Here is a 13,235-nt window from a genome sequence, read left to right as displayed (position 1 = left end):
CGGCTGATGGAGGTCTGCCAATGAACCTCGACAGGAAGCGCTTCCGTTCACGCGCCCTTTTCACCTTCGTGAGTGGCGTGCTGGTGATCAACCCGCTCTACGCACAGAGCGATGCCGAGGACGACGACGCGACACGCCTTGACGCCATCGTCGTCAGCGGCATGCGCGGCTCACTCGAGCAGTCGATGGGCGTGCGACGCGACTCCACCGGCATCGTCGATGCCATCACATCGGAAGACATCGGCAAGTTTCCAGACACCAATCTTGCGGAATCGCTGCAGCGCATCACCGGCATTTCGATCGAGCGCCGCGACGGTGAAGGCGCGCAGGTCACCGCGCGCGGCTTCGGCCCGCAATTCAATCTGGTGACCCTGAACGGGCGACAGATCCCAGGCGCGGATGCCTTTGGCGCTCCCGGGCAGGTGCCCATCGGCGGCGTCGATGGCGGCACCCGCGCCTTCAATTTCGCGCAGCTCGCGTCCGAGGCCGTCAGCGGTCTTGAGGTCTACAAGACCGGACAGGCGCATGTACCGAGCGGTGGCATCGGCGCCTCGATCAACATCCTCACCGCGCGCCCCCTGGATCGTGAGGGCCTGGTGGCCAATGCCGGGCTCAAGGGCATGTACGACGAGTCGGCGCCGTTCGACAGGGAGATCACCCCGGAAGTCTCGGGCATCTTCAGCTACGCGAACGACGACAAGACCTGGGGCGTGAGCCTGAGCGCCAGCTACCAGGAGCGTCAGGGCGGCTCGATCCAGGCGACCGAGAACGGCTGGAACGTGCAGCCGTGGACCGGAACCGAGGCCGCCCTGCGCCCGGGTGCGAGCGTGGTCAACCCGCCCGCGATCGGCCAGCTGTACGGCATGCCGAACGACATCCGCTATGCGTTCGCCGACTTCCAGCGCGAGCGCCTGAACGCGCAGGGCGTCCTGCAGTTCGCGCCGACCGACAGCCTCACGCTGACCCTGGACTACACCTACGGCAACAACGAGATCACCGAAGACCGCGGCGAGCAGACGCAGTGGCTGCAGCGCTCCAACAGCTTCACCCATCTCGAGTTCGACACCGGCCAGGCGGTCGCCACGCCGATCTACCTGCGTGACGTGGTCGGCCTGAAGGACTTCGGCCTGGAGCAGCAGCGCAGCATGCAGAAGTACCGGCTGGACTCGCTGGGCTTCAATGCGGTCTGGCGCGCCAACGACGACCTGCGATTCACCGTCGACACCCACCAGTCGAAGTCGCGCAGCCTGCCGAATGATCCCTTCACCGGCGGAGGTTCCACCTTCTTCAGCCTGGCGGGCACCAACAACTGCCAAGCCGGCGGACCCTACTGCGGTGGCGGCTGGGCGCAGGAATTCCGCTTCAACAGCGGCCTGCCGATTGCGTCGCGCACCTGGTATCCGACCATCGCTGACGCGCTGGCCGGGTCCAATGGGGTGCTCAACCCCGATTTCCCCGCCTCGCAGCTGGGCTCGCAGGTGCTGCGCATCAACGCGCAGGCGCAGGAGTCGCGGGTCAAGGCGGGCAAGATCGACGGTGAGTGGATGTTCGATGGCGGACGCTTCCAGTTCGGCGTGGATTCGTCCGACACGCGCATGACCCGTCGCCAGAACAGCGAGATGTACGCAGCGCTCGGCGACTGGGGCGTGGCCAACGCGGGCAACGAGTCGGGCATGACCGACCTGCTGACGCCCTTCAGCATCACCCGTCTGTTCAATGACTTCGGCACCGCCGGCATTCCCACCGGCGCCTGGCGCGGCGACGCCAGTGAGCTGGCGAACTGGGCCGCACAGCGCTACGGAGCGAGCACCCGCGTCAACCCGCAGCTGGCCGCGGACAACGAGATCAACGAGTCCGTGGACGCCGCCTATGTGCAGATCGAGCTCGACGGCGAGCTGGCGGGCAGAACGGTCAACAGCCGCTTCGGTCTGCGCTACGAGCGCACCGACATCACCTCGACTTCGGTGGTGGCGATCCCCGGCGCCATCGAATGGCAGGCGAACAACGATTTCCGGATCGTGCGCTCGGACGCGCTGCAGCCCTTCAGCGAGAAGGCGAAGTACAGCCACCTGCTGCCGAACATGGACTTCAGCATCGACCTCCGCGAAGACCTGAAGGGCCGCGCCTCGTTCAGCCAGACCATGTCGCGGGTGCCCTACGGCAATCTGTACGCGGGGCCGAGCCCCAACCAGCCCACCGGTTCGATCCTGATCAATCCCTCGACGCGGGCCACCGGCAGCGCGCAGAACCCGGCCCTGATTCCGCTCGAAGCGGACAACCTCGACCTTGCGCTGGAGTGGTATTTCGCGCCGTCCAGCTACGTCACCCTGACCTACTGGAACAAGCGCGTCGACAACTTCGTCGGTAATACGGTCGTGCGGGAATCGCTGTACGACCTGCGCGATCCTTCCTCCGGGCCCGACGCGCGGGCGGCGCTCGACTTCCTGCTCAGCGCCAACTGCCGAACCCAGGTGGCCGCAGGAGGCGGGGATGTCGACGCTGCCTGCTCAGCGAACGACACCGCGTTGTTCACCGCCCTGGCCCTGCTCCGCAATCCGGGCACAGGCGGCCTTGCGGCGTACAACGGCACGGTCGCCCAGGTGCTGCAGATGGAGTTCGACTTCGACCTGGTGGGTGAGGCGGACGACCCGCTCTATCTGTTCGACGTCAATCGTCCCGTCAACCAGCGCAAGGCCAAGCTGAGCGGCTGGGAGCTCGGTGGCCAGTACTTCTTCGGTGAAACCGGCTTCGGCGTGTACGCCAACTACACCATCGTCAAGGGCGATGTCGGCATCGACGATGCGGGCGATCCCACCGTGGATCAGTTCGCACTGCTGGGTCTCAGCGACACCGCCAACGCGATGCTGATGTACGAGAAGTACGGCTGGTCGGTGCGCCTCGCCTGGAACTGGCGCGACGAGTACCTGATCCTCGCCAACCAGGGCGGCAGCCGCAATCCGTTCTATGTCGAGGAATACACCCAGTGGGATCTCAGCACCAGCTACCGGATCAACGACCGGATGTCGGTGTCGCTGGAGGCGATCAATCTGACCGGCGAGGACATCCGCTGGCGCGGGCGTTCGTACAACCAGTTCATCAAGCTGCTCGACCAGAGCCCGCGCTACATGCTGGGCTTCCGCTACACCTTCTGAGCTGAGGCCGAGCCGGTTCCGGGCATCCTCGCTGGCGGCAGCGAGGATGCCCGGAGCGCTGCCGAAGCGCGCAAGCGACCGGCATAGCGCAACGCCGGACGCGCTTGCGGGAGCCGGGCCTTCGGTGAGACTTTCAGCCTGCTCGCATCGCCGAGGGAGCCTGCAACTGCAATGGCGCGCTATGAAGTCCTGAACAACGTCGAGCACGCGGATCTTCGCGTGGTCACGCATTTCGGCGCTGCGTATGGCGACTCGGTCGGCATGCTGCCGGCCTTCCCGACGGAGTTCGCCGAGCTGCAGCGCGAGTATCCGATCTTCCTGAAACAGGACGCCGGCTCCGGCGAGTACCAGCCGGTCATCCTGCTGGGCTTCGAGCCACGCGAGAACCTGTTCCTGCATGAGGGGCGCTGGGCGGCGAACTACCTGCCGGGGGCGGTGGCGCGCGGCCCCTTTCTGATCGGCTTCCAGCAGCGCGGCACGGCAGGAGAGCCGGAGACCGAGCCGGTCATCCACGTCGACATGGAGCACCCGCGGATCGGCGCGGATCACGGCGAGGCGGTGTTCCTTCCACACGGCGGGCACAGCCCCTACCTGGAGCACATCATCACCGTGCTCCGCGGCATCCATGGCGGCGCGCAGGCCAGCCGCGTCATGTGCGCGGCCTTCAAGGCGCTGGATCTGATCCAGCCCGTGCAGCTCGACGTCCGCTTCGACAGCGAGCACGGCGTCAAGGTCGGCGGGCTGCACGGTATCGATCGCCAGCGACTGGCCGCTCTGGCACCGACCGAGCTGCACGCGCTGCACCAGGCGGGCTGGCTGGAGGGCGCACACCTGATGCTCGCCTCGCAGCACAACGTGCGTCGGCTGCTGGCCGAGAAGCAGCGCAGGCTGCGCACGCCCTCGTCTCCTTCGTCCACAGCGGAGCGCGTCGCCTGATGCGGACGGCTGGCCCATGATCGAAGGCGCCATCGAACTGCGCTCTGTTGCTGCGGTGTCTCCGGCAGAGCTGCCGGTGGGCGCCCTGCTGGCGGCCGGCGAGCCGGTCGTGCTGCGCGGTCTGGTGAGCAACTGGCCCCTGGTGCAGGCCGGCCGGAGCTCGACCGCGGATGCCTTCGCCGCGCTGCTCGCCCACTACAACGGGCGTCCCGTCCAGTACTCGCACGCCGGGCCGGAAGCGCGCGGCCGACCCTTCTACAGCGAGGACTTCAGCGCACTCAATTGCGAGGTGCGGCGGGGTGATCTTGCGGCCGTGCTGGAGGCCATCGCGGCTGGACTCGAATCCGATGCGCCGGACATGTACTACGTGGCCTCGCTGCCCGTGGACGCCTGTTTCCCGGGCCTGCGCGCGCACAACGATCTCGACTTCGCGGCTCAGGGCGTGGATGCGCCACCGAGCATCTGGATCGGCAATCGCGTGACCGCGTCCTGCCACTACGACGCGCCCAACAATCTGGCCTGCTGCGCCGTCGGGCGTCGGCGCTTCACCCTGTTTCCGCCAGACCAGATCTGCAACCTCTATCCCGGCCCACTCGACCCGACGCCGGGTGGCCAGGCGGTCAGCGTGGTCGACTTCGCGGCGCCTGATCTGCAGCGCTATCCACGCTTCCGCGGGGCGATGGCGGTGGCGCGCTCGGTCGTGCTCGAAGCCGGCGACGCGCTCTTCATTCCCAGCCTGTGGTGGCATCACGTCGAAGCGCTGGACGGCTTCAACGTGCTGATCAACTACTGGTGGAGCAGCCATCCCGCCTGGATGCCAACGCCCATGCATGCGCTCTACCACGCGCTGTGGACGCTGCGCGATCGCCCGGAGGCCGAAAAGCGCGCCTGGCGCGAAGTCTTCGACTACTACGTGTTCGGCCCCGCCGATCGCGCCGGGGCGCACCTGCCGCCAGCGGCCCGCCATGTGCTGGGGCCGATCGACGAAGCGCTCGCGCGCCAGCTGCGCGCGATGCTGATCAGCAAGCTCAACCGATGACGGCGACGCCGTCCGCGAGTCGCCTGCCGCAATCGCGCGCAGCCCGCCTTCGACTGGAGTGCACCGATGGCCGATGAAGCGCGCAGGGTCCGCAGGGTCGTGATTGCCGGTGGCGGCACCGCCGGCTGGGTCGCAGCCTGTGCCTTGAGTCACCAGTTCCGCGATCTGCTCGACATCACCCTGGTCGAATCCGAGCAGATCGGCACGATCGGCGTGGGCGAGTCCACCATTCCGACCATCCGCACCTTCCATCGCCTGCTGCAGATCGACGAGCGCGAGTTCATGCGCGCCACCGCCGCCTGCTTCAAGCTGTCGATCAAGTTCAGCGACTGGGGCCGCGAGGGCGAGACCTATATCCACCCCTTCGGCCGCACCGGGCTCGGCACATGGGCCTGCGAGTTCCATCATTTCTGGTTGGACAGCCTGCGCCGTGGCCAGCGCTCCGATCTCGCTGACTACTGCCTGGAGGCGGTCGCCTCGCGCGCGGATCGTTTCGCCTTGACCGGTGCCGCCCAGGGTAATGCCGCGAGCTGGTCGACGCGCTGGGAGTCCGCGCAGTCGGGCCCCGGGCAAGGGGAGCTGAGCTATGCCTACCATCTCGATGCCGCGCAGTACGCCGCCTTCCTGCGGCGACGCGCCGAGCGGCAGGGTCTGGTGCGGGTGGAAGGCAAGATCCGCGAAGTGCGCCAGCATGCGAGCAGCGGCGACGTCGCCGCCCTCGTGCTGGACAGCGGCCAGGTCATCGAGGGCGATCTGTTCATCGACTGCACGGGCTTCCGCGGGCTGCTGATCGAGCAGACCCTGAAGACCGGCTACGAGGACTGGACCCATTGGCTGCCCTGCGATCGCGCGGTGGCCATGCAGACCGAGTCCGTCGGGCCCGCCGTGCCCTACACCCAGGCCAGCGCGCACGGCGCCGGCTGGCGCTGGCAGATCCCGCTGCAGCATCGCGTCGGCAACGGCTGGGTGTTCTGCAGTCGCTACATGTCCGACGACGAGGCCGGCGCGCGCCTGCGGGCGGCAACCCAGGGCGCCGCCCTGCGACCGCCCATGGTGGTGCCCTTCGTGACCGGGCGCAGGCGCCAGGTCTGGAATCGCAATGTCGTCGCCCTGGGGCTGTCGAGCGGCTTCATCGAGCCGCTGGAATCCACCAGCATCCATCTCGCCCTGAGCGGCGTGGCGCGACTGATCCACATGTTCCCCTTCGCCGGCATCGAGGACTCCCTGGTGCGGCGCTACAACGAGGCGAGCCGGGCGGAAGCCGAGCACGTGCGCGACTTCATCATCCTGCACTACCACGCCAACCAGCGCGACGAGCCGATGTGGCACGAATGCCGCGCCATGGGCCTGCCGGATTCACTGGCACATCGCATCGCCCTGTTCCGCGATCGCGCCCACGCTTGGCAGGGCGAGGATGAGCTGTTCCGGGTCGACTCGTGGACGCATGTGATGCTCGGGCAGGGCATCGTCCCGCGCGCGCACCACCCGCTCGCCCGCGCCCTGCCCGATGCGGACCTCGCTCAACTGCTGGCGGCGATCCGACAGCCGATCCAGCGTCGCGTCGACTCGATGCCGAGCCATCAGGCCTTTCTTGAGCGCTACTGCCCGGCCGAGCGACTGCGCTGAGCCTCGCGCGGCCGCAGGCAAGATGGCCTGCGCGCCGCGCGCTGCGCAGATGGCTGCGTCAGTGTTTGATCAGGGCCGCATGCGGCCCCAGCATCGCGCCCACGAAACCGCCCGCGACATCGGTGCTGAGGATGCGGCCGTCCTGAACGTCGCCGATCGGCACCGGACCTTCGCCGAGGTCATAGGTGAACCGGTAGTCGGCATCCTCGCCTGCGACCTGCAGCAGCAGCGGCTCACCCTCGGCAAGCTCGACCTCGGCCACCGTGCGCGTTTCGCCGGCCGCGCGCTTCTGCAGCTGCAGCCTGCGGCCGGCCTCGCTCCGACGCAGACTGAGGTAGTACCAGTGATCCTCGTTCTGGAAGGCCAGCAGCCCGGCCGAGATCGCGGTGCTTTCCGGAGTGGCGATGCGCAGCTCGGCCTCGAACGCCAGATGCTGCTGGCGGCGGCCCAGAAAGGCAGGCCGGCCGCTGCCTTCCAGCCGGTCCGACTGGGCACTCAAGCGCAGCCAGCCCGACTGATCCTTCAGTGAGGCCCAGTCCTGACTGGGGCCGCGCAGGCTGAGCCAGGCGCGGTCCATCTGCGGGCCGTCGAAATCGTCCCGCCATTCGAAGTTGCCGCTGAGCGGCGCCTGCCTCGTCGCGCCCTGCATCGCCTTCGGCGCGGGCAACACGCTGGGAATCGGCCTGCCTTCGGGCAGGATGTGCGGCCAGCCCTCGCGCCACTCGACCGGCAGCAGGAAGGTCTCGCGACCGGTGTTGTAGTGCACTTCGCCATAGGTGCGGCTCGACAGGAAGGTCGCCCACCAGCTGCCGTCCTCCATCTGCACCAGATCGGCATGACCGGCATTGGTGATCGGGTGCGGGCGGGCCGGATCGAGATCGCGCTGGGTCAGGATCGGATTGTTCTCATAGGGCACATACGGCCCCCAGACCTCGCGACTGCGCAGCACGACCTGCGAATGCTGCGGGCCGGTGCCGCCCTCGGCGCAGACCAGGTAGTACCAGCCGTCCACCCGGTAGATGTGCGGCCCTTCGATCCAGATCGGATTGGTCGAGGGATCGACGCCGCCGTCGATCAGCACCCGGCGCGGGCCGAAGGGCGTGTTCGTCTTCAGGTCGAAGGCCTGCATCCAGATCGCGCGATGGCCGTCGTAGCGCGGTTCGCCCTCGGGCGGACCGTTGTTGAGCACATAGGCCTGGCCGTCGGCATCGACGAACAGCGAGGGATCGATGCCTTCGATGCCGGGCAACCAGATCGGATCCGACCACGGCCCTGCTGGATTCTTGGCGGTGACCAGAAAATTGCCGCCGTTGTCGACCGCGGTGTTGAAGACGTAGAAGGTGCCCTCGTGGTGTTCGATGGTCGGCGCGAACACGCCGCGGGAAACGCCGAGTCCACTGAAGTCGAGCTGTTCCGCGCGATCGATGACGCTGCCGATCTGGGTCCAGTGCACGAGATCGCGGCTCTCGAACACCGGAATGCCGGGGAACCAGACAAAGGTCGAGTGCACCAGGTAGTAGCGGTCACCGACGCGGGTGATGCTGGGGTCCGGATGGAAGCCGGCCAGGATCGGGTTACGGAAATGGCCCTCGGGCAGCGGCTGCTCGAACACGGCGTCGCGGCCGACGTAGCGGAAATGGTCGAACAGGGCGGACTGCGCGGCGGCTGACTGCGCGGCGATCAGCGCCACACAGGCCGCCAGCAGCGTGCGCATGCGCGTGGGTCTACGAAGACCGGACGAGGCGTGGTCGGACAGTGTGTGCATGGATTCATTCCTCGGCGGCGTCGAGCGTGATCGGCAGTTCGAAAGGCTGCGCAGGCAGGCCCGCGCTGTCGAACAGGGTGATGACCGGGTTGTCGGCCCAGGCATGGCGCACATGGGTGGCCTGTGCGGCGTTGGCGGCGCGCAGATCGCGCAGATGGAGGTGTGTGCCGTGCACCCCGGCCTGCGCGTAGCGGCACTGCAGCGGGGCCCGGTCGAGTCGCAGGTCCGTCTGCGGCGCCGCCGCGTCGCTGCTCGCCGTGCACAGCTCGAAGCCGATCGGATGCTCGGCGCCATGGCTGAGCAGCGCGCCGCTGACCTGGCCGAACTGCAGGCGCACGTGGCCATCCTCACGCCACGCGCGGACCGGCTGCGGGCCGCTCGGCGCAAGTGCGCTCTCGGCGTAGACGAGATGTCGCGCCAGCCGCGCCAGCCGCCGCCCCAGCTCCTGTTTGTTCGGCGGATGAATGTCGTAGCGGTCGCCGAGATCGACCGCGGCTGCGATGCCGTAGCGCGGGTCGCTGGCCGCATGGCGACGCTGCACCTCGCGCAGTTCGGCCCAGCCGCTGTCGGCGGGCGCCGTCGGCGGCGCACCGAAGCCGGCCAGCTGCACATTGAGCCAAGGCAGCGGCGCCTTGAAACGCTGCCGCCAGTCGGCGATCAGCGTCTTCAGCAGGTCGGCATAGGCCGCGGCCTCGAAGGTGTTGGACTCGCCCTGGTACCAGACCACGCCGCGCAGTCCGTAGGCGCCAAGCGGCGCGATCATGCCGTTGTAGAGCGTGGACAGTCCGGCCGCGCTCTGCCAGGGCGCGCGCGGCGGCGAGCCGGCGGCGCTCGCCTTGCGCCAGCGCCAGCCGCGATCGAGCGCCACGCGCGTGCCGTCCTGGAGAACCAGGGCGTGGGCGCTGGCGGGCCCGGCCAGGCCGCCGTCCCGCCAGGTGTCGAGCACATTGACGACGATGCGGTTCTCGCCGGCGCGCAGCAGACCCGGCGGCAGCGCGTAGCGACGCCCTTCGCCGGGTGCGTACAGGCTGCCCACCACGCGACCGTTGACCCAGGTGACATCGGTTTCGTCGGCGGCGCCAAGCTCCAGCACGGCGCGCTGGCGGGCCTGCGCGCGCGTCAGCCGCAGGCCGCTGCGATACCACAGCATGCCGTCGTAGGCGGCGAGCTCCGGCACGCCCCAGCGCTCCCAGGCGCCGAGCTCGGCGGGCGCATCGGCCCAATCGGCGTCTTCGCGGAAGCTGGTCGACCACGGCGCATCCGTCGGCCCCCGGCTGCCGTGCCGACGCCACCACCCGGTCCAGCGTTCGCCCCAACGCGCAGCGCCTGCGGCCGGGTCCACGGCATAGCGCTGTAGGGCGTCGAGTTCATCGTCGTGCTCGCCCTGCGCCGACAAGGCCTCCGCGCTGATCCAGGCCTGGATGCGCGAGCCCCCCCACGCGGCGACGATCAGGCCCATCGGCACGTCGACCTGCCTCTGCAGCTCGCGGGCGAAGTAGTAGCAGGCCGCCGAGAACTCGCCGACCGTCTCGGGCCGCGTCAACTGCCACGCCGCCGAGTGCGTGAACGTGTCCGCGGGGCGGAGCGACGCCGCCTCGGGCACCGTGAACAGGCGGATCCGGTCGTTCCGCGCCTGTGCGATCTCGCTGTCGGCGTCCAGACTGCGGCGCACCGGCAGCACCATGTTCGACTGGCCCGAGCACAGCCAGACGTCGCCGATCAGCACATCCTCGATGCGCTGCACGCGAGCGCCAGATCGCACTTCGAGCGCGTGCGGCCCACCGGCCGGCAGTGCGGGCAGCTCGGCCCGCCAATCGCCCTCTGCATCGGACTCGACCTGCAGGGTGCGCGCGCCCAAGCGGATCTGCAGCGACGCGCCCGCGTCCGTGTGACCGTACAGCCGGATCGGCGCATCGCGCTGCAGCACGGCGTGGTCCTGGAAGATCGGCGCGAGCAGGCTATCGGCGGCAGCGTCCGCGGCCGCTGCGCTCACACAGGCGCACAGGGCCAGCAGCACGGTCGGCCAGCGCGTGAGCACCCATCCGCGGCCATGGCATCCTGGCGCTGCGGTCGGCGCGAACGACACCGCATCGCTCGCGCCCTGCCCGCCGTCGCCGGGTTCCATCGTTCTCGCTACCATGAGAAAACGCTCCCGCAGCACCGGCTCGCCCCGCTGCAAAGAAGAAGCGAGGCCTGGGCCACCCACGGCGCAGGCCACCCTACCCACAGGACATCGCGTTGCAGACCAAACGTTCGATCCGGCGCAAGAGCAGTGCCGTCACCATCGACGAGGTGGCGCGGCTGGCGGGGGTCTCGCCGATGACCGTCTCGCGCGTCATCAACGGCCACGGCAGCGTGCGCGACAGCACGCGCGAACGGGTGCAGCGAGCAATCCAGCAGCTCGACTACACGCCGAACCTCGCGGCGAGCTCGCTGGCCACCGCGCAGGCCACGCGCATCGCGCTGATCTACTCCAACCCCAGCACCGCCTACCTGAGCGAGCTGCTGATCGGCGCGCTGCGCGCCGCCGCGCGCACGGCCGCGCAGCTGGTCATCGACACCTGGGCCGACCATGACGCGGCCGCCGAGCAGGCCGCCGCGCGCGCGCTCGCACGCACGGTCTCGGGCGTGATCCTGCCGCCGCCGCTGTGCGAATCGCTGCTGGTCGAAACCGAGCTCGCCGCGGCCGGCGTACCGGTGGTGGCGATCGGCTGGGGCGCGGAGGGCCTGGACATGCCGCGCGTGCGCATCGACGATTTCGAGGCCGCGCTGGAGATCGTCCGCCATGTGATCGGCTTCGGCCATACGCGCATCGCCTGCATTCTCGGTGATCCGAACCAGATCGCCAGCCGGCGCCGCCAGGAAGGCTTCGAAGCCGCACTCGCGCAGGCCGGCATCGCGCTCGATCCGGCCCTGGTGCGGCAGGGTTACTTCACTTATCGCTCCGGCCTCGATGCGGCCGAGTACCTGCTGTCGCTGCCGCAGCCGCCGACCGCCATCGTCGCCGCCAATGACGACATGGCTGCGGCGGTGGTCTCGGTGGCCCACCGTCGCGGCCTCGACGTTCCGCGCGATCTGTCGGTGGTCGGCTTCGACGACAGCTCGGCCGCCACCACGGTCTGGCCCGAGCTGACCACGGTGCGGCAGCCGATCGCCGCGATGGCGGATGCCGCGCTCGAGGTGCTGCTGCGCCTGCTGCGCCAGCGCGAGGGCGAGCCGCGCCGGGCTGAAGACGTGGTGCTGGCGCATGAGCTGATCGTGCGCGGCTCGGTGGCCGCACCGCGCAGGCCGGCCGCGGGCTGATGCCGGCGCTTCGCTTCCGCTGCGGCAGCCTCGCGCGGCCGGCATCGGCCTAGCCGAGCAGGAACTGGTTCAAGAGGTTCTCGTAGCGCTCCTGCTTGCCGCTGCGCTGCACGGGCTCGCCCAGTTCGCCCGCCAGCCCCGCGAGGTCGGCCAAGCCCAGGCGCCCCTCGGCGAAGTCACGACCGCGACCGCTGTCGAAGCTCGCATAGCGCTCGGCGCGCCAGCTCTCCCAGGGCGAGCGCGTGAGCAGCGCATGCGCCACTTCAAGCCCGCGCGCGAACGCATCCATGCCGCCGATATGGGCCAGGAACAGATCCTCGGCATCGGTCGACTCGCGGCGCACCTTGGCGTCGAAGTTGAGCCCGCCCGCGCCCAGCCCACCCTGGCGCAGCACCACCATCATGGCGCCGACCGTGTCGTAGAGATCGACCGGAAACTGGTCGGTGTCCCAGCCGTTCTGCGCATTGCCGCGGTTGGCGTCGATGCTGCCAAGCAGGCCGTGATCGGAAGCCACCTGCAGGTCGTGCTCGAAGGTGTGTCCGGACAGGGTTGCGTGGTTGGCTTCGATGTTGAGCTTGAAGTCGCGCTCCAGGCCATGGCTCTTGAGGAAGCCGGCCACGGTCGCCGAATCGAAGTCGTACTGGTGCTTCATCGGCTCCATCGGCTTGGGCTCGATCAGGAACACACCCTTGAAGCCGATGCTGCGACCGTAGTCGCGGGCGGCCGCGAGGAAGCGCCCCATATGGTCGAGCTCGCGCTTCATCTGGGTGTTGTGCAGGCTGGCATAGCCCTCGCGACCGCCCCAGAACACGTAGTTCTCGCCGCCGAGTTCAACCGTGGCGTCCAGTGCGGCCTTCACCTGCACGGCCGCGCGCGCGACCACCGCGAAGTCCGGATTGGTGGCCGCGCCATTCATGTAGCGCGGGTGCGAGAACAGATTGGCGGTCCCCCACAGCAGCTTGACCCCGGTCGCCTGCTGGCGCTGCTTGGCCAGCTGCACCATGTGCTGGAGATTGGCCCGGTACTCGCCGATGTCATCGGCATCCGGCGCCAGGTCGATGTCGTGGAAGCAGTAGTAGGGCACGCCGAGCTTGGTCACGAACTCGAAGGCCGCATCCAGTCGCGCTTCGGCCCTGGCCATGGCGGTGTCGGCCTGGTCCCAGGGATAGCGGCGCGTGCCGGGGCCGAAGGGGTCATGCCCGGCGTTGCAGAAGGAGTGCCAGTAACAGACGGCGAAGCGCAGATGCTCGGCCATGCTGCGACCACCGATCAGGCGCGTCGCGTCGTAGTGCTTGAAGGCCAGCGGATTGTCCGACTGCCGACCCTCGAAGGGGATGCGGCCGATGCCGGGGAAGAACTCGCGGGCGCCGACGTAGGGGCTGTGCATGGCGGATGTCCTTGGGGCTTGAGGAAG

The 13,235-nt window shown here is 68.8% G+C and carries 8 protein-coding genes; 5 read left to right on the top strand and 3 right to left on the bottom strand.

Annotation, left to right across the window (positions count from 1 at the left end):
- The first annotated feature begins 20 nt into the window (after positions 1-20).
- The 4 genes from Q0654_RS16905 (at position 21) to Q0654_RS16890 (ending at position 6,753) form a co-directional block, all read left to right on the top strand.
- Positions 21-3,152 carry a TonB-dependent receptor gene (locus Q0654_RS16905; RefSeq protein ID WP_298856039.1) on the top strand — a complete coding sequence of 1,044 codons (3,132 nt, stop codon included), beginning with the start codon at positions 21-23 and terminating at the stop codon, positions 3,150-3,152.
- 171 nt (positions 3,153-3,323) lie between these two features.
- Positions 3,324-4,088, top strand: coding sequence for a SapC family protein (locus Q0654_RS16900; protein WP_298856037.1), 765 nt, complete (start codon positions 3,324-3,326; stop codon positions 4,086-4,088).
- Between the two features lie 16 nt (positions 4,089-4,104).
- Positions 4,105-5,127 (top strand): cupin-like domain-containing protein, encoded by a 1,023-nt coding sequence (locus Q0654_RS16895; RefSeq protein ID WP_298856035.1) that lies wholly within the window; start codon positions 4,105-4,107, stop codon positions 5,125-5,127.
- 66 nt (positions 5,128-5,193) lie between these two features.
- Positions 5,194-6,753, top strand: coding sequence for a tryptophan halogenase family protein (locus Q0654_RS16890; protein WP_298856033.1), 1,560 nt, complete (start codon positions 5,194-5,196; stop codon positions 6,751-6,753).
- Between the two features lie 58 nt (positions 6,754-6,811).
- Here the strand turns inward: Q0654_RS16890 and Q0654_RS16885 are convergent, their stop codons facing one another.
- A complete protein-coding gene (locus Q0654_RS16885) occupies positions 6,812-8,467 on the bottom strand; it encodes a glycoside hydrolase family 43 protein (RefSeq protein WP_298856118.1) in 1,656 nt (551 codons plus the stop codon).
- A gap of 55 nt (positions 8,468-8,522) precedes the next feature.
- Positions 8,523-10,658: a sialate O-acetylesterase gene (locus Q0654_RS16880; protein WP_298856031.1), complete on the bottom strand. Its 2,136-nt coding sequence runs from the start codon at positions 10,656-10,658 to the stop codon at positions 8,523-8,525.
- Positions 10,659-10,756: 98 nt separating this feature from the next.
- Between Q0654_RS16880 and Q0654_RS16875 the strand changes: the two genes are divergently transcribed.
- A complete protein-coding gene (locus tag Q0654_RS16875; RefSeq protein ID WP_298856029.1) occupies positions 10,757-11,821 on the top strand; it encodes a LacI family DNA-binding transcriptional regulator in 1,065 nt (354 codons plus the stop codon).
- A gap of 49 nt (positions 11,822-11,870) precedes the next feature.
- Here Q0654_RS16875 and xylA read toward each other — a convergent pair whose 3' ends face one another.
- Positions 11,871-13,208, bottom strand: a complete 1,338-nt coding sequence (gene xylA, locus Q0654_RS16870; RefSeq protein ID WP_298856028.1) for a xylose isomerase — start codon at positions 13,206-13,208, stop codon at positions 11,871-11,873.
- Positions 13,209-13,235 lie beyond the last annotated feature (27 nt).

It is taken from the genome of uncultured Aquimonas sp. (genome assembly GCF_937888285.1).
Classification (GTDB): Bacteria; Pseudomonadota; Gammaproteobacteria; order Xanthomonadales; family Xanthomonadaceae; genus Aquimonas.
This window is presented reverse-complemented; position numbering and strand designations above follow the sequence as displayed.

Excerpts from the sequence above, each read along its gene's own strand:
- Q0654_RS16905 (WP_298856039.1), top strand. The coding sequence starts at position 21 with ATGAACCTCGACAGGAAGCGCTTCCGTTCACGCGCCCTTTTCACCTTC.
- Q0654_RS16900 (WP_298856037.1), top strand. The coding sequence starts at position 3,324 with ATGGCGCGCTATGAAGTCCTGAACAACGTCGAGCACGCGGATCTTCGC.
- Q0654_RS16895 (WP_298856035.1), top strand. The coding sequence starts at position 4,105 with ATGATCGAAGGCGCCATCGAACTGCGCTCTGTTGCTGCGGTGTCTCCG.
- Q0654_RS16890 (WP_298856033.1), top strand. The coding sequence starts at position 5,194 with ATGGCCGATGAAGCGCGCAGGGTCCGCAGGGTCGTGATTGCCGGTGGC.
- Q0654_RS16885 (WP_298856118.1), bottom strand. The coding sequence starts at position 8,467 with ATGCGCACGCTGCTGGCGGCCTGTGTGGCGCTGATCGCCGCGCAGTCA.
- Q0654_RS16880 (WP_298856031.1), bottom strand. The coding sequence starts at position 10,658 with ATGGTAGCGAGAACGATGGAACCCGGCGACGGCGGGCAGGGCGCGAGC.
- xylA (WP_298856028.1), bottom strand. The coding sequence starts at position 13,208 with ATGCACAGCCCCTACGTCGGCGCCCGCGAGTTCTTCCCCGGCATCGGC.